Annotated in this window: 16 protein-coding genes; 9 read left to right on the forward strand and 7 right to left on the reverse strand. The window is 49.6% G+C overall.

The window, feature by feature from the left end:
• Window positions 1-205: 205 nt before the first annotated feature.
• The 5 genes from ypfJ to BMZ71_RS08245 all read left to right on the forward strand — a co-directional run bounded on the left by ypfJ (window position 206) and on the right by BMZ71_RS08245 (window position 7879).
• On the forward strand, window positions 206-1090 hold the full coding sequence (gene ypfJ, locus BMZ71_RS08225) for a KPN_02809 family neutral zinc metallopeptidase (protein WP_086989493.1): 885 nt from the start codon (window positions 206-208) through the stop codon (window positions 1088-1090).
• A 210-nt stretch (window positions 1091-1300) separates the two neighbouring features.
• Window positions 1301-3547 (forward strand): heavy metal translocating P-type ATPase, encoded by a 2247-nt coding sequence (locus BMZ71_RS08230; RefSeq protein ID WP_086989492.1) that lies wholly within the window; start codon window positions 1301-1303, stop codon window positions 3545-3547.
• 324 nt (window positions 3548-3871) lie between these two features.
• Entirely contained in the window at window positions 3872-5071 is a 1200-nt protein-coding gene (locus BMZ71_RS08235) for an iron-containing alcohol dehydrogenase (protein WP_342724782.1), read from the forward strand.
• Between the two features lie 165 nt (window positions 5072-5236).
• On the forward strand, window positions 5237-7237 hold the full coding sequence (locus BMZ71_RS08240) for an HIRAN domain-containing protein (protein ID WP_086989491.1): 2001 nt from the start codon (window positions 5237-5239) through the stop codon (window positions 7235-7237).
• Between the two features lie 138 nt (window positions 7238-7375).
• Window positions 7376-7879, forward strand: coding sequence for an AbrB family transcriptional regulator (locus BMZ71_RS08245; protein WP_068561339.1), 504 nt, complete (start codon window positions 7376-7378; stop codon window positions 7877-7879).
• A gap of 252 nt (window positions 7880-8131) precedes the next feature.
• On the opposite strand, the gene BMZ71_RS08255 is transcribed toward BMZ71_RS08245, so the two are convergent.
• Entirely contained in the window at window positions 8132-8983 is an 852-nt protein-coding gene (locus BMZ71_RS08255) for a DegV family protein (RefSeq protein ID WP_177187548.1), read from the reverse strand.
• Window positions 8984-9122: 139 nt separating this feature from the next.
• Window positions 9123-10907: an excinuclease ABC subunit UvrC gene (gene uvrC, locus BMZ71_RS08260; protein ID WP_086989488.1), complete on the reverse strand. Its 1785-nt coding sequence runs from the start codon at window positions 10905-10907 to the stop codon at window positions 9123-9125.
• 130 nt (window positions 10908-11037) lie between these two features.
• On the opposite strand from uvrC, the gene BMZ71_RS08265 reads away from it, so the two are divergent.
• Entirely contained in the window at window positions 11038-12291 is a 1254-nt protein-coding gene (locus BMZ71_RS08265) for an MFS transporter (protein WP_086989487.1), read from the forward strand.
• A gap of 169 nt (window positions 12292-12460) precedes the next feature.
• On the opposite strand, the gene BMZ71_RS08270 is transcribed toward BMZ71_RS08265, so the two are convergent.
• On the reverse strand, window positions 12461-15037 hold the full coding sequence (locus BMZ71_RS08270) for a vitamin B12-dependent ribonucleotide reductase (RefSeq protein WP_086989494.1): 2577 nt from the start codon (window positions 15035-15037) through the stop codon (window positions 12461-12463).
• A gap of 342 nt (window positions 15038-15379) precedes the next feature.
• Between BMZ71_RS08270 and BMZ71_RS08275 the strand changes: the two genes are divergently transcribed.
• Genes BMZ71_RS08275 through BMZ71_RS08285 form a run of 3 tightly spaced genes read left to right on the forward strand, consistent with a single transcriptional unit; the run spans window position 15380 to window position 17155 of the window.
• Window positions 15380-16201: an NAD-dependent protein deacylase gene (locus tag BMZ71_RS08275; protein ID WP_086989486.1), complete on the forward strand. Its 822-nt coding sequence runs from the start codon at window positions 15380-15382 to the stop codon at window positions 16199-16201.
• The gene (locus tag BMZ71_RS08280; RefSeq protein WP_086989485.1) at window positions 16191-16766 is read left to right on the forward strand and encodes a Panacea domain-containing protein; all 576 of its coding nucleotides are present in this window, start codon (window positions 16191-16193) and stop codon (window positions 16764-16766) included. The genes BMZ71_RS08275 and BMZ71_RS08280 overlap by 11 nt, the downstream gene beginning before the upstream one ends.
• Window positions 16763-17155, forward strand: a complete 393-nt coding sequence (locus tag BMZ71_RS08285) for a hypothetical protein (protein WP_086989484.1) — start codon at window positions 16763-16765, stop codon at window positions 17153-17155. The genes BMZ71_RS08280 and BMZ71_RS08285 overlap by 4 nt, the downstream gene beginning before the upstream one ends.
• Before the next feature lie 172 nt (window positions 17156-17327).
• Here BMZ71_RS08285 and BMZ71_RS08290 read toward each other — a convergent pair whose 3' ends face one another.
• The 4 genes from BMZ71_RS08290 to BMZ71_RS08305 form a co-directional block, all read right to left on the reverse strand.
• On the reverse strand, window positions 17328-17741 hold the full coding sequence (locus BMZ71_RS08290) for a hypothetical protein (protein ID WP_086989483.1): 414 nt from the start codon (window positions 17739-17741) through the stop codon (window positions 17328-17330).
• A 105-nt stretch (window positions 17742-17846) separates the two neighbouring features.
• Window positions 17847-18281 carry a hypothetical protein gene (locus BMZ71_RS08295; RefSeq protein ID WP_177187550.1) on the reverse strand — a complete coding sequence of 145 codons (435 nt, stop codon included), beginning with the start codon at window positions 18279-18281 and terminating at the stop codon, window positions 17847-17849.
• Between the two features lie 653 nt (window positions 18282-18934).
• The gene (locus tag BMZ71_RS08300; protein ID WP_245734406.1) at window positions 18935-20116 is read right to left on the reverse strand and encodes a site-specific integrase; all 1182 of its coding nucleotides are present in this window, start codon (window positions 20114-20116) and stop codon (window positions 18935-18937) included.
• 50 nt (window positions 20117-20166) lie between these two features.
• Window positions 20167-20937: a helix-turn-helix domain-containing protein gene (locus BMZ71_RS08305; RefSeq protein ID WP_086989480.1), complete on the reverse strand. Its 771-nt coding sequence runs from the start codon at window positions 20935-20937 to the stop codon at window positions 20167-20169.
• Between the last annotated feature and the right edge of the window lie 94 nt (window positions 20938-21031).

Genomic DNA, 21031 nt, shown 5'->3' on the forward strand with positions numbered 1-21031 from the left:
ATTTTTTTGACTCTCATCCAATGGATGAGCTTACCCAGAATTGAACCCCTGGTGAACCCGTAAGCTAAAAATGGGGATTTATTCAGCAGGCATTATATAATAAGAGTATGAAATGAAATCGATTTTCGGATTGTGGCAGCAGTCTGGGGTGGGTTGGCAGAACCAGAGCCTGCGATGCGAAAAATAGAATATTGGAGGTATTCGTATGAAATGGAAGGGTGGAAGAAGAAGTTCCAATGTGGAAGATCGACGCGGCAGTGGCGGCTTTTCAACGGGTGGCGGCGGACTGGGCATGAGTGGCATGGCCGGCGGCGGTATTTTCGGAATCATCATCATGATCATCATTGCCCTATTCGGAGGCGGAGACCTGTTTGGCGGGGGTGGCGGCAGCGCGCCTTCAGAAACGCCACAGACAGGCATCACTGAAACGAGCAACAAGACTGAGGACGAGATGGCTGAATTTGTATCCGTCGTATTGGCTTATACAGAAGATGCCTGGACACAAGAATTTGCTAACAACAATATGGAATATGTCGAACCGACACTGGTGCTCTTCAGCGGTCAAGTCCAATCAGCCTGTGGTGTGGCCGGTTCTCAAGTCGGACCGTTCTATTGTCCGGCCGATCAAAAATTATATATCGATTTGAGTTTCTATGATCAGCTTTCGCAAGAGTACGGCGCGTCCGGCGACTTTGCGATGGCCTATGTCGTCGCCCATGAAGTCGGACACCATGTCCAGAACTTGCTGGGCATCATGGATCAGGTGCAAGGCTACCGTGGACAAGTCAGCGAAACGGAATACAACGAGTTGAATGTGCGTTTGGAACTGCAGGCCGATTACTTGGCTGGGGTCTGGGCGAATTATGTCCAGGAGCAAGGTGTCTTGGAGGCGGGCGACTTCGAGGAAGCCTTAACAGCAGCACATGCTGTAGGGGATGATACCTTGCAGAAGCAATACCAAGGCTATGTCGTACCCGACAGCTTTACGCACGGTACTTCCGAGCAACGGATGCGCTGGTTCACGAAAGGCTTTGAGACCGGTGATTTGAGTGGCGGAGATACATTCAATATTGGATATGACGAACTGTAATTTTGAATAGATTTCGATGGGCCTGTCGCGTTGCGGCAGGCTTTTTAGCATCCAACTGGGCAACAGCAACCCGCTTGCTGATTCGATTGACACAGGCAATCTATAGGATTATAATATGAATAACACATGAATAGTTATTCATATGTAATGCGGAATCATTCCGTTTTTGAGTAAATAATTAGGAATGCTTAGGGCTAAGGAGGGGTACAGATGTCTGAGAAAGCGAAGCAGATTGAATGGTATTTGGACGAATTGGACTGCGCCAATTGCGCGAGCAAAGTTGAGACCGGTATCGCGAAAATAGAAGGGATCCTGGAAAGCAATGTGAATTTCATGACGAAGACATTGCGCATCGTAATCGAAGAGGATCAAGAGGCTGAAATTTTGCCGAAAGTGAAACAAAAGCTCAGTGTAATGGAGCCGGATATCCATCCGACTCTGAAAAAAAGCGGTGAACCGATCGGCTTAAATGGTCTGCCGCTAGTTGTGGCCCAAACGGCTGATGCAAAATATGCAGAAAATGTTCGCGACGATCGTGGCCCGACTTCCGATGATGCTGAAGTGCATAGCCATGGACATAGCCATGGACATAGTCATGCGCATGGTGAAGGGGATAAGGATGAAATCCGGAAAGCCGTTATCCGATTGGTCGTCGGCTTTGGGATTTTGCTGGCGGCAATTTTCGCACCGGTCAGTGGAATGGTTTCGTTGGCATTGTTTGTGACTGCGTATTTGGTTGCAGGCTACGACATCGTGTGGAGTGCGCTCCTGAACATCAAGAATGGCCAATTGTTCGATGAAAATTTCCTGATGACGATCGCCACCCTGAGCGCTTTCTACATCCAGGAGTATCCGGAAGCGGTGGCTGTCATGCTTTTCTATCAACTGGGCGAACTGTTCCAGGACATCGCCGTCGATAAATCCCGCCGTTCCATCGCTGAACTGATGGATATTCGGCCCGATTACGCAAATGTGAAAACAGAATCCGGTATCGAAAAAGTCGCACCGGAAACCGTCAAAATCGGCGACATCATCCTGATTCGGCCTGGAGAAAAAGTGCCGTTGGACGGAAAAATCGTGAGCGGAAGCTCGGCTGTGGATACCTCGGCATTGACCGGCGAATCTGTTCCGCGTGGCGTCAAAGCGGGCGACAGCATCCTGAGCGGGTTCATCAACAAAAATGGCGTCATCGAAGTCGCGGTCGAAAAGCCATTTGCGGAGTCCACGGTCGTCAAGATTTTGGATTTGGTGCAGAACGCCAGTGGTCGAAAAGCGCCGACGGAAAATTTCATCACTAAATTCGCCCGCTACTACACGCCGGTCGTTGTCATCGCCGCCGTGTTGCTGGCGGTTGTGCCGCCGCTTTTGTTCCCGGGCGAAAGCTTCCAGGAATGGCTTTATCGGGCCAGCATCTTTCTGGTCATCTCGTGTCCGTGCGCTTTGGTCGTTTCGATTCCGGTCGGCTTCTTCGGCGGCATCGGTTCAGCCTCGCGCAAAGGCATCCTCGTCAAAGGGAGCAACTTTCTGGAAGGCCTGAATGCGGTCAAAACGGTCGTGATGGACAAGACCGGAACGTTAACGGAAGGCAAGTTCGCCGTAACCCGGATCGAAAGCGCCGGTGATCTGACGGAGAATCGTTTACTGGAATTGACAGCCTATGCGGAAATGCATTCCAGCCACCCGATTGCTGATTCGATCAAGGAAGCTTACGGGAAAACGATAGCTGAAGAGAAGATTACTTCCACAAATGATATACCTGGTCACGGTCTGCAGGTCGTCGTTGATGGGCAAGAAATCCTTGTCGGCAATGTTAAAATGATGGAGAAATTCGGTATTGCACATGCGGCGACTCATGAAACCGGTACGGTTGTGCATATCGCTGTGGATAAACAATATGCGGGATACATCCTGATCGCTGATGCCATCAAAGCTGATGCGAAGGCTGCAATCTCCGGATTGAAAGCCAGAGGAATCCGCACGATCATGCTGACTGGAGATTCCCGCTCGGTAGGCGAAGCGGTCGCCGAAGAACTCGGCATTGATGAAGTCCATGCGGAATTGCTTCCGCAGGATAAAGTGACGAAGCTGGAGGAAGTGTTGGCACGCAAACGAAAAGGCGAAAAAGTCATCTTCGTGGGCGACGGTATCAACGATACGCCGGTACTGGCGCGTTCCGACATCGGGATGGCGATGGGTGGATTGGGATCCGACGCAGCGATCGAGGCGGCGGATATCGTCATTATGGATGACAAGCCATCCAAGATTTTGACGGCAATAGCCGTGGCTGAGGAAACACGCAAAATCGTTTGGCAGAACATTATTTTTGCAATGGCAGTGAAAGGTTTGTTTCTGATTCTGGGTGCTTTCGGCGTCGCCACGATGTGGGAAGCCGTCTTCGCGGATGTCGGCGTGACCGTTTTGGCCGTGTTGAACAGCATCCGGATCCTGAAGAAATAATCGTTCGTATGTGGGGGCCGCCAGCGGCCCCTATTTGTCTGCTCCGGCGTTCGACGGAGCACAGTATCGCAAAAGGGTGTCAGCTCCGGAGAGCGTATGGCTCATCGAAGTTGGATACAGCAACACTTGCTGAACTCCGGGGAAGCTGTCCTCATCGGAGTTGGGGTCGTAACTGGGCTTCTGTCCTCCGGCGAGGCCCCCGGTCCCCGGTGTTCCCGCAAATCGGCCGCCTACGCTAGCTTCAGCATCGGCCGGAGCGTCCCAAACGGATTATCCACATAGCTGTGCTACAATGAAAAAAGAATAAAAAACGAAAAGTGAGTGATGAGATTGGAAAAAGGAATACGTAATTTTGAGTTTCAAAATCCTACAAAGATTGTTTTCGGCAAGGACCAGATCAAACGCATCGGGGATTTGATCCCGCAGGATGCGAAAGTATTGATTTTGTACGGCGGCGGCAGCGTTAAGAAATTCGGCACCTTCGATCGCGTCGTCGAAGCTTTGGGCAACCGCGAGTGGGCTGAATTCGGCGGCATCGAAGCAAATCCGACTTACGAAACGCTGATACAAGCAGTCGACAAAATTAAAACGGAAGCCTATGATTACTTGTTGGCAGTCGGCGGCGGCAGCGTCATCGACGGCGTGAAATTCGTTGCGGCAGGTGCGGTGTTCGATGGCAATCCTATTGATATGTTCGGCAGCGGTATAGGTAAGGGATTGCCAGTCACAAAAGCATTGCCTTTCGGGACTGTATTGACGTTGCCGGCTACGGCATCGGAAATGAACAACAATTCTGTTGTCACTTTTGTGGAAAAGCAAGCGAAAATCAGTTTCGCCAGCCCACATACTTATCCACAATTCTCGATCCTGGAACCGGAAGCGACCTACACGTTACCCAAACGCCAGCTGGCGAACGGTGTCATCGATTCCTTCATCCATGTGATGGAAGCCTATCTGACTTATCCGATCGATGCAAGGGTTCAGGACCGTTGGGCGGAAGGGTTACTGCAGACGTTGATCGAAATCGGCCCGGACGTAGTCGATGAGGACAACCACGACTATGCGATCCGCGCCAACTTCATGTGGACGGCCACGAATGCGCTCAATCGCTTCATTTCCCCAGGTGTTCCGCAGGATTGGTCTACGCACGCTTTGGGACATGAGATGACGTTGGCGTTCGGGATTGACCATGCGCGCACGCTAGCGATTGTGCTTCCGGCGATGATGAAGGTACGCAAGCAGCAGAAGTGGGATAAATTGCTTCAGTACGCGGAACGGGTGTGGGATATCCGCAGCGATTCCGATCTGACAAGCGATGAAGAAAAAATCGATCTGGCGATCAAAAAGACCGAAGACTTTTTTGTAAGCCTTGGCGCGCCGATCCGTTTCTCTGATGTTGAGCTGGGTGAGAGCGACATTCCCGGTCTTGTGGAAGCACTCGTCCGCCACGAAAAAGAGAATATTTCCGAGCGTGGGGACTTCACAAGTGAAGATGCAAGAGCCGTATATACAGCTGCGCTTTAAAATTATGTTTAACCTGTATCGAACTCCCTTTAATCGGGGAGTTTTTTTGTGCATTTTGCTCCTGTTAATTTAACAATTTTAAAAACTAACATAGTGACGCTCTGTAATATATGGTAAGATTAAAGAAATAGAGTATCGGAGTGAACAGGAAAGAAGGGTTGCCATTTGGAAAATAACCAGAGCATTTTCGAGACAATCTGCCGGCTGCGTGAAGAAGAGCCCGGTCTGCCTTATCGATTCCAGGATGAGCGGACGGCTGGGCAAAAAGATGTACTGTACGTCCTTGCATCCGAAGGGATTCCTTTTTGGCGCAAAGAGGATTTGGCGAAGGAATGCTGCGGCATCCTGAAAGACCTTGTCAATAAAGAAGACACCATATTGACAGATCCTGTCCTGCGTCATTTTCTGGAGCATTATCCAATCTGCAGTTACTTCATTGAATTGCGCGAAAGAGTACGGATTACTTTGGAAGCGGAAACAAGTTCGCGGGAGCGGTTGTTCCACCTCGGCATGCGCCTGGCCCGTAGCGGCACCGATCCGGAACAGGTGAAGTTGGGCATCATTCTTTTGGGCTTCTTTCCATATGATACGACCAAGCAGATTATGCGCGTCTTGGGTTATCACAGTGAGTACACCCTTTACGTGCTCGAGAGCATCCAATACGTTTTTCCCATGCAGAACAATTTCATTTTCGAATTGGCTAAGCACACAGTCGGTTACGGGAAGCTAGCAGCCATGTTCTTGCTGAAGCCAGTCAGATGGGAGCAGCAGCATTGGATGATGCACGAAGGTATCAAGAGCGATTTCCTCGCCAACATCTATACCAATCTCTGCATCCAGAAAACCGATATGCGCGCCTATTTCAAAAAGACGGAAATCACGGCCGCCAATTTCACGGATTTCGCCTACCTCATCTGTTATGCCGACTACAACAATGATAGTTTGACCATCGATGCCCAACTTGATTTCCTATATAAGTTCATCGAAAAGCGTGATTTTGCGAAAAACTTCATCGATCTTGGCGCGCTCGTCAGCATCTGGTATCAAGTCGTCGACTTTTGGCAACAGGATTACGACTTCATCAGTCAAAACGAGACGAAGTACCGCCGCACCAAAACCATGTGGGATACCCGCATCGCCCGTTACGAAAAGTTGGTGCATAAAGTGGAGAGTTTCCTTCATCAACCAAAATGGCGCCATATCGTCTACCAGGAAATTTCCGCTCCGAACGAATCGGATAACCTGATCATGAAGGTGCTCGTCTATCTGAATATGCATCCCGATTTTCCGGCTTTCATGGAAGTGTTGAGCCGGCAACCGTTGGGATTCAACATGCTTGATTTCTTTCTGAAAATCAATCCCGAATTCTATTTCGACGATGTCTGCGAATACTTAGAAGCGATCCTGAATCCGGATCTTTACGCGCTTCCCTTAGAGATCGAAGAACCGGAAAATCCGAGCGTTACGGATCTGATGCGCGCCGACGAATGGTTGCTGCGCCTATTCGAAGTGATGAGCGAGAAACGCAAATACAATGAAGTCTGGTGTATCCGCGGTATCCATTACCGCCATGCCGGTGTACGCAAAAAAGCGGTCCAAGTATTGCTGCAGAACCGAAAAAAATGGTCTGACCAGGTGGAACGCGAACTACAGATTGCACTTGAGAAGGAGCCGAACAGCAATCTGAAGAGGCAAATCAACAGACTGCTGCAACCTGAAAATCAGAAAGACAAAAAGGAAAGCCGATATCTGAAGTCGAAGCAGCCGCCATTGAGCTATGCCCATACGGATAAGGAATTGGTACATACCTACATCGCCGGCACGCAGTTTCATGAACTGAGCGGCGTCGCTGATTTCCTGAAACCGGGAGACCTGCTGCAACTCGTCCGCGAGACCGATAATGCTTATGATGCGAATGCCATCGCCGTTGCGACGCAAGCCGGCTACATGTTGGGTTACGTGCCACGATCAGAGAATGCTGTTCTGGCGAATCTGATCGATGCCGAGGAGCGTCTTTACGCAATCCTTGAATCGCCGACAGTCGAGATGGAACGGCCGAAAATCACGATTGTCCTGAAACGTACTTTTTTCCAAGCGCAACCGAACGGGGAAGGCCAAGGCATCATCCTGCCGTTCCCACCACCCAAGAAAAAGAAATACGAATAAGAAGAAGAAAAGCGGAACGAAGAGGAACACCGAAAGAACAGGGTGTTCCTCTTTTTGCGCGGAAATGAACTTGACTATTTCGCGGGAAAGTCGAAAATGGGAAGAGAGCATTAAATTGACAGAAGGGGGAGCAAATATATGAATTTTGGGAAACTGTTGGGGACTTTGATTGTGGCATTCATCGGAGGCTGGGCTGGGATCCGTTTCCGCGTGCCGGCCGGAGGGATGATCGGTTCGCTGATCGCAGTCGCCATCTACAATTATTTTTCGCAGATGGGCTATATGCCGGCCAATCTGAAGATCATCGGTCAGATCATCATCGGCGGGACCATCGGCATGAACTTCACGAAAAGCAGCTTGGCCGAAATGAAACAGGTGTTTTTCCCTGCCGTTACTTCCGTACTGATTTTGTTGACGGTCGGAGTGATTGCGGGCTACATCCTGCACAAAGTGGCTGGAATCGATCTGATCACGGCCTTGCTTGGGACTTCACCGGGCGGATTGACGGATATGACCATCCTGGCGGCGGCTTTTGAGGCGGACACGATCGTCGTCTCCTCCATCCATCTCGTCCGGCTATTCTCTGTCATACTGTTGATGCCGATCTTTGTCCGATTCATCAGCACGTACATCAATAAATAAGCAAAAAAGTGATCAACCGCGAAGAATCGGACAACCAAACGCCGACTGGATCATTGCTTGTCAGATAAGCGCGAAGAATCGGACAACTACACGCCAATTGGATCATTGTTTGTCCGATAACCGGAAAGAATCCGACAACCAAATGCCGACTGGACCACTGCTTGTCCGATAACCGGAAAGAATCGGACAACCGCAACAAAAAAGCGGCCGTCTCCAAGAGACGGCCGCTTTTTTTGACTGAAGCAACTATTGTTACTCGTATTTCTTCAGGAAGAATAATCCCAACGTACCCAGACCGGTATGCGAGCTGATTGTGGAGCCGATCGTATTCACATAGATGCGGCGCGGATGGAAATGCTCTTCGATGTATTGACGGATTTCCTCTATCGCTTCAGCATCGTCGCTATGACAAAGGAAGACATTCTGTTCCTGGATCATATCCGCCTCATCGCGCAAGCGTTCGTACATCCGATTCATGACTTTTTTGCGTCCGCGCAGTTTTTCGACGGGAATCAGTTCACCGTTCACAACTTCAAGCAAAGGTTGGATATTCAATAACCCTCCAAGAAAGGCGCTGGACTTCGAAAGTCGGCCGCCATCAGCAAGGTAGTTCAGATCCTTGACGGTGAAAAGGGATACGACATTGGCAGCCGTGAAACGGACACGTGATTCGATCTCATCCAAAGTAAAACCTGCTTCGCGCATTTCGATTGCTTCGACGACCGACAAGCCTTCACCGACGGAAGCACTCATGGAGTCGACGAGCCGCAGATCAAAGTCCGGGAACTCTTCTTTCAGTTGCTGGTAAGCAAGATAGGCCGCTTGGTAGGTGCCGGAAAGTTTGGCGGAAAGGGAAATATAGATGCCCGCTTCGCCGGCTTCGGCCGCTTTCCGGAATCCTGAAAGGAATTTTTCCAAGGACACTTGACTCGTTTTCGGGTGGCCGCCGCGTCCAATCATTTCATAGACTTTGTCGGCTTGTATTTCGATCATGTCTTCGTATTCGCCCGTATCCAGCAAAGTGGTCAAAGGGAAGACTTCCACATCATTTTCCTGCAGATAAGCATAAGCCAGATCACAAGCACTATCGGTAAATATTTTCATCAGTAACGCCTCCTCCAGCGTAAGTTTCATCACGGGATATTCCGTGGACTACTCTACATTATAACATGTTTCATCCGTTTGGAAAATTTCAGCGCTACGACTTCGTGAAGCGGACTGGAGCCGCTGCAAAAACAAAGGCTCAACCATTCTCTTCGCCCAGTTCCTCTTTGATCAGCAGCGCCGTCTTTTCCGGGATACCCAACGCTTTGATGTCTTCGTAGCTGGCTTCGCGGATGCTCTTCATCGTTTTGAAATGCTTCAGGATCTTCGTGCGGGTTTTCGGTCCGACACCTTCAATCTGGTCCAATTGCGAAGCGATGCTGTTCTTGGCGCGGATTTGGCGATGGAAAGTGATCGCGAAGCGGTGGACCTCTTCCTGGATCCGCTGCACGAGATGGAAAGCCTGACTGTTCGGACTGAGCTCCACGATTTCATCCTTCTCGCCGAAGATGAGCGAGGAAGTCTTGTGCTTCGTGTCCTTGACCATGCCCGCTACCGGGATGTCCAATCCGAGCTCGTCCTCCAGCACTTCCTTGGCGGCATGCACCTGAACCTTGCCGCCGTCCATCAGGATCAGATCCGGCATGGCGCGGCCTTCGCGCAGCAAACGGCTGTAGCGGCGGCGGATGACTTCCTGCGTCGTCGCGAATTCATTGCTGCCTTCGACCGTCTTGATTTTGTATTTCCGGTAGTTTTTGCGTTCCGGCTTTCCGTCCCGATAGACGACCATCGCCGAGACCGGATTGGTTCCCTGGATGTTCGAATGGTCGAACGACTCGATAACCTCCAGATATTCGATGCCGAGCGCCTCGGAAAGTTCCTGGATGGCGCCGACCGTCTTGTGGGTGTCACGCTCGATCAGCATGAACTTTTCCGTCAGCGCCAGTTCGCTGTTCGTGATCGCCAGTTCGAGGATGCTGCGCTTGCTGCCGCGGACAGGCGTGTGCACTTTCGTTCCGAGCGCTTCCTGCAGCAGTTCCGTGTCGACGCCTTTCGGCACGAGCACTTCTTGCGGCAGGATATGATTGGGATCCTGATAGAACTGCATAATGAAGGAAGCCAGCTCTTCTTCAGGCGTATCGTAGCAGGGGAAAAGGGCGGCTTCGCGCTTGATGATCGAGGATTGGCGCAGCAGGAAGACTTGAATCGACAGCCAGCCTTTGTCCATATGGAAGGCGAAGACGTCGCGGTTCGTGTAGTCGCGCGACATGACCGTCTGTTTTTCCACAGTCGCCTCGATGTAGCTGATCTGATCGCGGTAATCGGCAGCCTGTTCGAAATTCAGGCTTTCTGCGGCGCGGTGCATTTTTTCGCGCAGATCTTTCTTGATCTCCTTGACGTCGCCATTCAGGAAAGCGGCGATGCGTTTGATCTGGGCATCGTATTCCTCTTTTGACACCTCATGATCGCAGCAGCCGATGCATTGGCCCATATGGTAATAGAGGCAGGCGCGTTTCGAATTCTTGGCGCACTTGCGCAACGGATAGATTTTCTGGATGAATTCCTGCGTCTCCGTCGCCGCGTAGACGTGCGGATAGGGTCCGAAGTAGATGCCGCCGTCATCCTCGACCGTCGAAGTGATGATGAGCTGCGGATCTTTTTCGTTCGTGACCTTCAGATAAGGATACATTGTCCCTTGTTTCAGTTTGATGTTGTACTTGGGCTGGTAACGCTTGATCAGGTTGATCTCCAGCAGCAGCGATTCCTTGTTCGTTTTGGTTACGATCGTTTCGAAACGGTCAATGTCCGCGACCAACAGCTGCGTCTTGCCTTCGTGCTTGCTGTGGAAGTACGATTTAACTCGATTCTTCAGATTTTTGGCCTTGCCGATGTAGATGATTTCGTCATCCTTGTCCCGCATGATGTAGCAGCCGGGCAAGTCGGGCAGCAGCGCTAATTTTTGGTTGATTTCTTCTCTGCTCATCCGTTTCAATCCTTTTACTTTTCGTTGAGAATAGTATACCATGAATGGAAACATACGTTCAGTCGTTTGATTCTGAACGCAGTCATTTTGGGGACGATAACCGCCTCTCCAGCAAGGAAGTGCAAACAGTGTGATCAAGCAAATAAAATATGAAAAGTGGCAGCGTCAAACCGCTCTCTTTCTGGGCAGCCAGACGATTTCCCTGTTCGGCTCGTCACTTGTCCAATACGCAATATTCTGGTACCTGACCTTGGAAACACAATCCGGCGTCATCATGACCTTATCGACCATCTTCGGCTTTCTGCCAACTTTCTTCATCTCGCCATTCGCCGGGGTGTGGGCCGACCGCTATAACCGGAAGCGCCTGATCGTCCTTTCCGACGGCATCATTGCGCTCTCGACTTTGGTGCTGGTCCTGCTGTTCTTGGCGGGGCAGCGTTCCATCTGGATTCTTTTGGCGACATCGGCCATCCGCGCATTGGGTGCGGGCATCCAGATGCCGGCGGTCGGCGCCATCCTGCCGCAGATCGTCCCTGAAAAGGAGCTGACCCGGATCAACGGGCTAAACGGCAGCATCCAGGCTGTTGTTATGCTGGTTTCGCCGATGATCAGTGGCGCGCTTTACCAATTTGCGCCGATGGAAGGTATCTTCCTGATCGATATCGTGACAGCTGCTTTGGCGATCGCTATCCTCGTGTTCTTCCTGAAAGTCCCTACGCATGAAAAAGCCAGCCAGGAACAAGTCAGCAATTACCTGCAGGACATGAAGCTAGGCTTCAGCTATATCCAAAATCATACTTTTATCAAAAGGTTGTTCCTCTATTTTTCGCTTGCTTTCTTCATGGCAGCACCGGTGTCATTCCTGTCACCGCTGCAGGTTGCGCGCTCATTCGGCGATGACGTCTGGCGCTTGACGGCGATCGAAATCGCCTTTTCGATCGGGATGATTGGCGGCGGCCTCTGGATCGCGTCATGGGGCGGATTCAAGAACCGGATCCATTCCATCGCGGCCGCGATTGCGGTAATGGGTTTGTGCTCTTTCGGGATGGGCGTCATCCCGAACTTCTGGATTTATCTCTTCCTGATGGGCTTGGTCGGACTTTTCATTCCGCTCCTGAACGCTCCGAGCATGACGCTCTTGCAGGAAAAGGTCGAAGAAGATTTCCTTGGACGCGTCTTCGGCGTCCAAAGCATGGTCGCAAGCGCAATGATGCCTTTAGGGATGCTGGTATTCGGGCCGCTGGCGGACCGGATGGCAATCGAAATCCTGATGGCCGTATCGGGCCTATTCCTGATGGTCGTGGCCTTCTTCGCCATCCGCGACCGTGTCCTGCTTGAAGCAGGCAAACCCGAACCTTCGGACACCGGAAAAGAATCAAACTAAAGAGTGGAGCTGGCGTATTCGGCAGCTCTTTTTTGTGGTTGTCCGATACTTTGCGTTAATCGGACAAGCAGCATCCGCAGCGCAAGACGAGCAGCAAAGCATGAATGTCGGCAAACCACAAAGAAGAACCCGTCCTAAAATCGGACGGGTTCTTCTTGAGTTAATCAGTTTACAAACCGCATTTCAGCTGTACGCCGCAGTTGGTACAGGTGTTGCAGCCGCCCAGATCTTCGACCGTCCCTTGACGGCAGATCGGGCAAGTGTCGCCGATTTCGTTGCCGATTGTAACGTCGGTAGCTTCGAGATTGGCTATCGAATCAACCAGGAAAGTCTTGTCCTTGTTGATTTTGACGTGCTCTTTCTCTTCCTCGAGCTTGCCTTCCTCATCCCAGACATTTTCTTCGGCTTTCAGCGTCAGTACCTGGGAATCACGGCTGCCGTCCACATAGACTGTTCCGCCTTTGGCACCGCCCAAGTAAAGGCGCTCGTAGATCTTTTCGACCTGATCGACAGTGTAGCCTTTCGGTGCGTTCACCGTTTTCGAAATGGAGCTGTCGACCCAGCGTTGAATCGTTGTCTGCACATCGACGTGCTCTTCGGGCGCAAGTGTCATGGCAGCCACGAAGTAATCAGGCAAGTTCATCGGATCGGCATCCGGATGTCGATCCAGATATTCTTGGACGATATCCGCCTTCACTTCGATGAATTTGCCGAGACGCCCGCTACGGTAATACGTGAATGAGAAGTAAGGTTCGAGTCCGGTGGAAACACCGGCCATCGTCCCGGTCGATCCGGTAGGTGCCACTGTCAACAAGTGCGAGTTACGGATGCCATATTTCAGGACGCCTTCGCGGATGTGTTCAGGCATTTTTTTCATGTAGCCTGTATTGATGAAACGTTCGCGCAGGATCTGCGTCTCTTTACCGCTCTGTCCGACCAGGAACGGGAAGCTGCCGCGCGTTTTCGCCAACTCGATGCTTTCCTCGTAGGCCGCCACAGCAATCGTTTCGAATACTTGATCGATCAGCTGCAGGCTTTCCAGTGAACCGTAACGGACGCCGCAATAGATCAGCATGTCGGCCAAGCCCATGATCCCCAAGCCGATCCGACGTTCGCCAAGCGCTTGTTTTTTGTTTTCCTCCAGGAAGTAAGGGGTGGAGTCGATGACATTGTCCTGCATATGGATGCCGGTGCGGACAGTCTGTTCCAATTTGGCGAAATCGACCATCTGCAGGTCCTTGTTCACCATTTCGGCCAAGTTGACTGCCGCTAAGTTGCAGACGGAATAGGCTGCCAATGGCTGTTCGCCGCAAGGATTGGTCGCAACGACTTTTTGACCATAAGCTGTTGCGTTCGTCATCTTGTTGGCGTTGTCGATGAAGAAGATGCCAGGCTCCGCCGCATAAGTGGCGCAGACATTGATCAGCCGCCACAATTCACGGGCTTTGACGGTCCGGTAGGTGCGGACAGCATTGCCGGTAGCTTCCCATTCGCGGACATCGCCGCAGTTGGTCCATTCGGCATCATAGTGCGCCATCGCGTCCGCGTCGTAATGTTCGACATCCGGGAAACGCAACGCATATTCCTCACCCCGCATCACGGCGTCCATGAAGTCGTCGGTGATGCAGACGGAGATGTTGGCGCCGGTCAGGAATTCAGGATTGTTGACGCTGTAGGTGCCCCCATCGCGCAATTTCTTCTCGGCTTCATGGATGACCGATGCATCAAATCCGCCATGCCCCGGGATGTGTTTGTAGTTGACGATACCTGTGTACATGTTGATTTCTTTAGGTGAAAATGGGCTGAAATGCAGCTTCTCCTTCGCCAACATGCGGATCTGTTCATCTTCGAAGTTTTCGATAATGTAGCGAAGGATGCGCGGATTCTGCATTTTCGAAATGATGAACTCAAAGATATCCGGATGCCAGTCGGCCAACATAATCATCTGGGCACCACGACGGGAACCGCCTTGTTCGACCAAATGCGTCAGCTTGGCGATGTCATCCATCCAGGAGACGGATCCGGAAGAGCGGCCATTGACGCCTTTTACGATTGTATGGCGTGGGCGCAACGTCGAACCGTTCGAACCGACGCCTCCGCCACGGCTCATGATTTCCATGACTTTTTTGCGGTGATCGGAAATGCCACCGCGCGAGTCGGGCACGAAAGGCATGACATAACAGTTGAAATAAGTGACATCGGTACCCGATCCGGCACCGTAGAGCACGCGTCCGGCCGGGATGAAATTCAAGGCTTTTTGTTCTTCATAGAATTTCAGGAAAGCTTCATGGCGCAGTTCCGGCGTGATTTCTACCTCAGCTAAGCCATGAGCATTACGCATCGCGATCTGTTCGTAGAAAAGCTCCAGTGGTTTATCCAGCGTCAGGATCCGGCGCGTCACGATGCCGCCTTCCTCAACTTCGAAATCATCGATGTTGTGCTGGTACTCCGCGGAAACTCTGATGCGTGCCGTCTGGTCCTTAAGGTTGATGGAGAGAATGGTGCCGGTTCCTCGAGCTGGGTATTTAGGATCCTCTTTGACCGTTAAGATAACCAGATCCCCTTCGGAAAGGGTCTCCTTTGTGGAATCCTTGTAGGAGTAACGATCCAGCATGACGAGGCGGGACACGCCCTCATAGGTAATGTGCATATCCTCCGTGATCGGAAACACATGCGGGAACCGCTCGATGTCCTTGTTCAATTTTTCGAATCCTGCTTTAAATGTGGTCTTTGTTGCATCCACAATAATCACTCCTTCATTTATGGCGAAAACACTAGATGTTGTGCTGTCGGTTTGTTTCTCATACCATATATGTTAATTCTGTTCGCCAGATAAATCAAGGGGAACAATCGGAGAGTTGTATTTTGAAAATGGATGAAAACGTTGTTTGGGTTGACGAGGATGGGTTTGTAATAATATATCGGCCAATAAGAAGAGGTCATTGTGCGTCGGAAGGGGATGTCGGCTGATGCAGAGAGAATGAATGCCGAACAGCCGAGACAGGGCGCGGATGTCGACTGATCGAATACCGAAAACCGCAAAACACCCGACAGTTCACTCATGTGTCGGACGTCAGCCCAAGACTGAATGCGGAATAGTACCCGATCAGCCATCCCGAAAGCTATAATAAAGACAGAAAGAACAACATCCGAAAGGAGCCCAAGCATGAACGATAAAGAACGCTTCGCGGATATGATCCGCAAATCAAAACGCATCGTCGCCTTCACAGGGGCGGGTATCAGCACGGAGAGCGGGATCCCTGATTTCCGTTCGGCGGGCGGGCTGTTCGACAGGTTGAGTGGTCGCCATTTCACTGGCGAAGAGACGCTCAGCATCGGTTTTCTGGAGACGTATCCGCAACTTTTTTTCCGTAATTATGCGGAGTACTTCAATTTTTCGCAGGCGCGCCCGAACGCAGGGCATCGCTTTTTTGCGCGGCTTGAGCAGGCAGGCAAAGAAGTCGCCGTCGTCACGCAGAACATCGACAATCTGCACCAGTCAGCCGGCAGCCGCGCTGTCATCGAACTGCACGGCAATGGGACGAGATGGCGGACGTTCGAAACAGCCGAAGCTACCGAAACCACCCAAATCAGCATCGACGCACAAGGCATCCAGCGCGATCCCCAAGGCCGGATGGTGCGTCCGGACGTCGTGCTCGACGGCGAGATGCTCGACGAGGAGGCGATGGAGCGCGCGGCTGCAGCAATCGGCGCCGCGGACATGCTTGTCGTCATCGGTACCTCGTTGGCGGTCTATCCGGCCGCGAATTTCGTCCATTATTTCAAAGGACCGTACGCAATCCTCCTGAACCGTACACCCGTGCCGCAGTCATTGAACTTCCAGTTGACCGTCCAGACCGACGCCGGCGCTTTTTTGGCGGACGTCTGGAAAGAATTTTTTGAAAAATGAACCAAACTGCGCCTTGATGGAAATGGCATTCAGGAAAGGGGACATCATTATGACGAAGCTGAGACAGCTGGCGAGGTATCTGGTCTATTCCTACGAAAACCATACAGCAGCCCGGTTCGGCGACAATGAGCTGAAGTTGCAGACGATGCTGTATTTCGCGCAGCGGGAATGTTTGGCGCTGGTAGGGGAGCCGCTGTTCGACGGAAACTTCGAAAACTGGGCAGAGGGGCCGGTGCTGCCGGAACTGCACTTCTTCTTCGTGGAAGGCTACGATCCGTTCGAACCGCTGGAGATGAAGAAGTTGACGGAGCGCGAACAGTTTATCCTCGATCGCGTCGTTCTTTCCTACGGGCAGTACGAAGGCTGGTATCTGGCGGATTTGGCGCGCCGCGAAACATCCTGGCGCAACAGCAGATCGGATCCGGCGGCAGAATCTGCCGAGCCCAAACTGCTGGAGATTGCGGATATGCGCGAGGATGCAAAAAAAGTAAGGTTGTATGATCCGTTGTTTGATGTTTATCTGGATGAATTTGAGGATTTTGAAGGGGAGGTGCTGAAATCATGAACGAAACGCAAGCTTATATCGGTACCATCGTTAAGGCCCGATTTGCCTATCACGATTTAAATACGGACAAAATCGCCTTCAAATCGCGTCCGTTCCTGATCATCGGTGCGGAATACGATGAGTTGCCTTGCGATTTCACGGCCTTCCCAATTTCGAAAGTGTCCGCCAGCCAGAACGTCGATCCGGTCCACGACATCAAAGTAGCAAAAGAGCACTACCCCAAACTGAGCCTGAACGCGGCTGTCTCCTACATCCGTGTCCATAAAATCCAGACGATCCACAGCTCGCAGCTTGCGATCGGGATCCAGGACTCACTCAGCGAGGACTACCCGGACCTCTATGCCGAGGTGAAGGCAGCTTATCGAGATTTTTCCGGCGGGCTATTTTGACTAAGCCGAACAAGATCGGCGCGAAAACCAGGACGCAAAAAACTGGATAGCGGAGGTCAAGCAGACCCCCATCTATCCAGTTTTTTTGCAATAGTTTATACGATTCAGCTACTTACGCCTAAGCTTCCGGCAAGGAGAGTCCTCCTGCTAAGTAGGGATTGTTTGCTCATTTCTATTTCACACCATTTCCCTTTGTCGGGAAGGTAGCGACAACAGTGCCGTTAGCATCATTGAAAACGACTCGTTTTGAAGTCACTGTCACGGTAATGTCCGATATAGCAGCAGTTGCAGTAAGCTCAGCCAGAATGGCTTGTTTATCAGCTTTCGTAAGCTGGTTCACACTTTTAGCTCCACGTGCGTTCACGACAGCTTGTGCATTATTGATGTGGTCAATGACTTGATTCGCTTCTTCAGCAGTCACATCATTGGACCTCAAATAATTTTTTGCTTGCTGCACATAATTGGAAGGTAAGCTACTGGATACCAAAGTTTTGATGATATCATTTTCAGTTGCAGCTGCAACATTCGCTTGCACTCCGAAGAATAATACGAATGCAAACGATAGTGATACGATGATTTTTTTCATCTATTTTTCACCTCCTCTCAATGCAGATGTCCCACGATGTTGAATCAGTATTGTTCCATTTCGGCCGCATAGGTGCGGTTCTGGCGGTAGACTGCGCGTTTGGCCTTACTGATCAGACTGTACCGAATTGGTGTGCCCGGTGATTAAGGTGTTGCCAATGTCACCCGGGAACACGGAACCGTAATATTGGCCGGCCCCATTCGACAATTGCGTTGCATCGTCACCGACGAAAATCGGCGAGATAATTCCTGCTGCATCCACGCGCAGCGTTCCGTATTCATCCCCGTATTTTGGAAAAGAAAGCTGGGTCGCTTTGGCTGCTTCCTCCCCAACCTCGTTGTGGTTACTCAGATTCGTCTGCGCAACGGCGACTTCCTGCGGGAAAAACATCCGCGAAAAGTAAAAAGCGTGAGCGATATTATCAGAAAAAGCCAAGCAAAGCAGCGTGACGCCGGATGCGAAAAGCAGTATCGGAATGCCGACCAGCATACCGATCCTCCGCCGTTTTGCCCGATTTTTTTGACTTATTTTATTGTTCATGACCATGCCACTCCATTCAGTTTTGGTACGTGTTGAAAATATAGAAGGAAACAGAAAACGCCGTTTCAATTTCGGATGCCATATTATTATTTCATGGATGATATGCTTCCAGTCGATTATAGTCTTAAAGGACTATGGACGACTTTTATCGTAGTCGTGAGAAAGGAAAGATAAGAAAAGCTGAACGGGTTCGTTCAGCCCTGAAAGAAATTTAGGAAATCTGTCCGACTGAGCATCGAAGAGCGCAATAGGACAGATTTATCTAATTTCCGAAGGGCTAACCCGTGAAGCTGGACATCATTTTAGATGCATGAAACATTTTGCAAACTTGTGAAACACCTACGGTGATGCACTTTTGAGTTAAAAAAATTTTATAAATTCCTATCTCACAAAAAAAGCACAATGAAAATCAGTTGGAATGATTTTCATTGTGCTTTTTTTTAGGTGTACCGGTTGATTTCGACAAAACAAAAAGCCGGCACTCCCGAATGGAGTACCAGCCTTTTGTCGGACAATAGTTAAAAGTTTTTAAGGAGAATGGGGGTCTCCATCCCATTAAGCTATCAAGCCATGAGAAACGTTGTCAGAGCGCCATTCTTTCAACTATCTGATGGCTATTTTTTTGTTTCCACGTCTATTTCCACGTCTATATGCTAAAAATTCACGTATTTAGCAAACTTTTCGGCCGTTTTTTCTTTGGCTTTTTCGGTGACGTGTGCATAGATATTCATCGTTACTTTTATATCCGAGTGTCCAAGTCTATCCTGTACTTCCTTGATGGATGCACCTGCTTCGAAGAGCAAGCTGCAATGCGTGTGCCGGAAGCCGTGCACGGTGATTCTCTTCAGATCGTTGCGCTTGATAATCTTGTCGAGAACCTTATCCGGTTTGGTTGGTACCATGAGTTCATTTTTCGTATTCGGGAAAATCAACTGCTCACCGCTCATAGTGTTGAACCCAAGCTTGAGGAAGTCCGTTGCCTGCCTTTTGCGCCACGTTGTCAGCATCGACAGGGTGATAGGGTCTAAAGCTATGGCACGTTTACCTGATGCCGTTTTGGGTGTCTGTATGATAAGCCTGCTTTCAAGCCCCCTGGTCAACGTCTTATTGATCGTTACCGTTTCATTGGTGAAATCTAAGTCCTTCCAGGTAAGAGCTAACGCTTCCCCTTTACGCATGCCTGAGAAGGCTAGGAGCCTGAACAAAGTATGGTAAAGCAAGTTATTTGTTTGTTCTGCATATTCCTTGCTGCCTTCAAAAAAGCGTTGTAATTCCATCTTATCGAAATACTTGAGTTCCTCTTCCTTGCCCACTTCGGCCATTCTCCGGGGAAGTGTCACCTTGTCCATGGGATTACTCTTAAGCAGATCCATGCGAATGGCGAACTTCAAAACGGATGAAGTGTAATTCTTGATAACAGTATATTTTGAGTGGATGCCGAACCATTCGTTCACCTTCTTTTGGCAGAAAGGAACCGTAATCTTATCCAATTTCATGCTGCCAAACGTTGGCAGAATATGTTTATTGAATAGCTGAATGGTCTTGTTGAGTGTGCTTTCCTTAACGGTATTGCGATATTGTTCAAGCCATAGATCATAGGCGGCCTGAAAAGTGTCCTCGTTTGCTTTAATAAAGGATCCCTCATCCACATCAATCTTTAAGCGAGATAGAGCAAGAGCTGCCGCTTTTTTCGTGCTGAAGCCTTGTCTCGTTACTCGGATGCGGTTTCCGGTGTTTGGATCAGTTCCAAGATATGCTTGAAACATATAGGCGGTGCTACCGTCTTTTTTTGTGTATTTTTTTATGGTTGCCATAATAGTTCCTCTTTCTACCACGGGGCAGCGGTTTAAAAAGAGGTGCCGGGCTAAGCCGACATTATAATATTTTAAAGTACATTATAAAAATTGAAGTTCCGGTTTTCCCTATTATACGCTTCCTCGTAATCACTTACATTCTTAAGTGTTTTATTTTTATAATCATTTTCAAATTTAAATGAGTTTTTTTGTCTATCCAGAATAACGCTTCCTATTGACCAGGATATATCAATAGAATCTATGTGTAATTTTAAGGATGAATTAAACATAAATAAAAATATGATCTGAACAGTTAAGTCCATTAGTTCTTGTCTATCTGTTTTTTCTAATATTTTTTTTAAGTCAGCTTGATCCATTGGGGTAATAGAATTTTGAATTTTAAAATCACCGAATTTTGTGTTCAGTGACATAATTTCCTCATTATTCATGATTTCTAAGGTGCAGAGATAAGAACCTTCCACTTCCTCAAATTCATCATCTTCCCATTTAGAGCCTCGTTTTATCTCGGCGTGGTTTTCAACAGAAAAGGAAATAAACCCTGATTTTTCACTATACGGATTACTCCTTTTTATCTCTATAACCCCGAATTTTTTATTTTGAGAAACCCAAAAACGTAGTATCTCATTCTTGCTTTCGTTTTGTTTGAACTCAATTACCTCATGAAGATCAACATCCAAGTACGTACAGAGTTTATCCAACGTGTCAAATTTTATCGCTTTAACATCCTCTGGATTATTAACAATCGGAGTCAATGTACTCCTAGCGATTCCAGTAGCATTACTAACGTCAGTAATGGATAGCTTTTTATCCTTAAGTACTTCTTTTAATTTCACCTTTATCATAATAGACCTCCTCCTACTTAATTAAGCACATTGTAGCATGCACCCTACAAAAAGACAACAACAGCATTGTTGACACTACGCATTAAGTGTAGTA

The organism is Trichococcus flocculiformis, assembly GCF_900113645.1.
Classification (GTDB): domain Bacteria; phylum Bacillota; class Bacilli; order Lactobacillales; family Aerococcaceae; genus Trichococcus; species Trichococcus flocculiformis.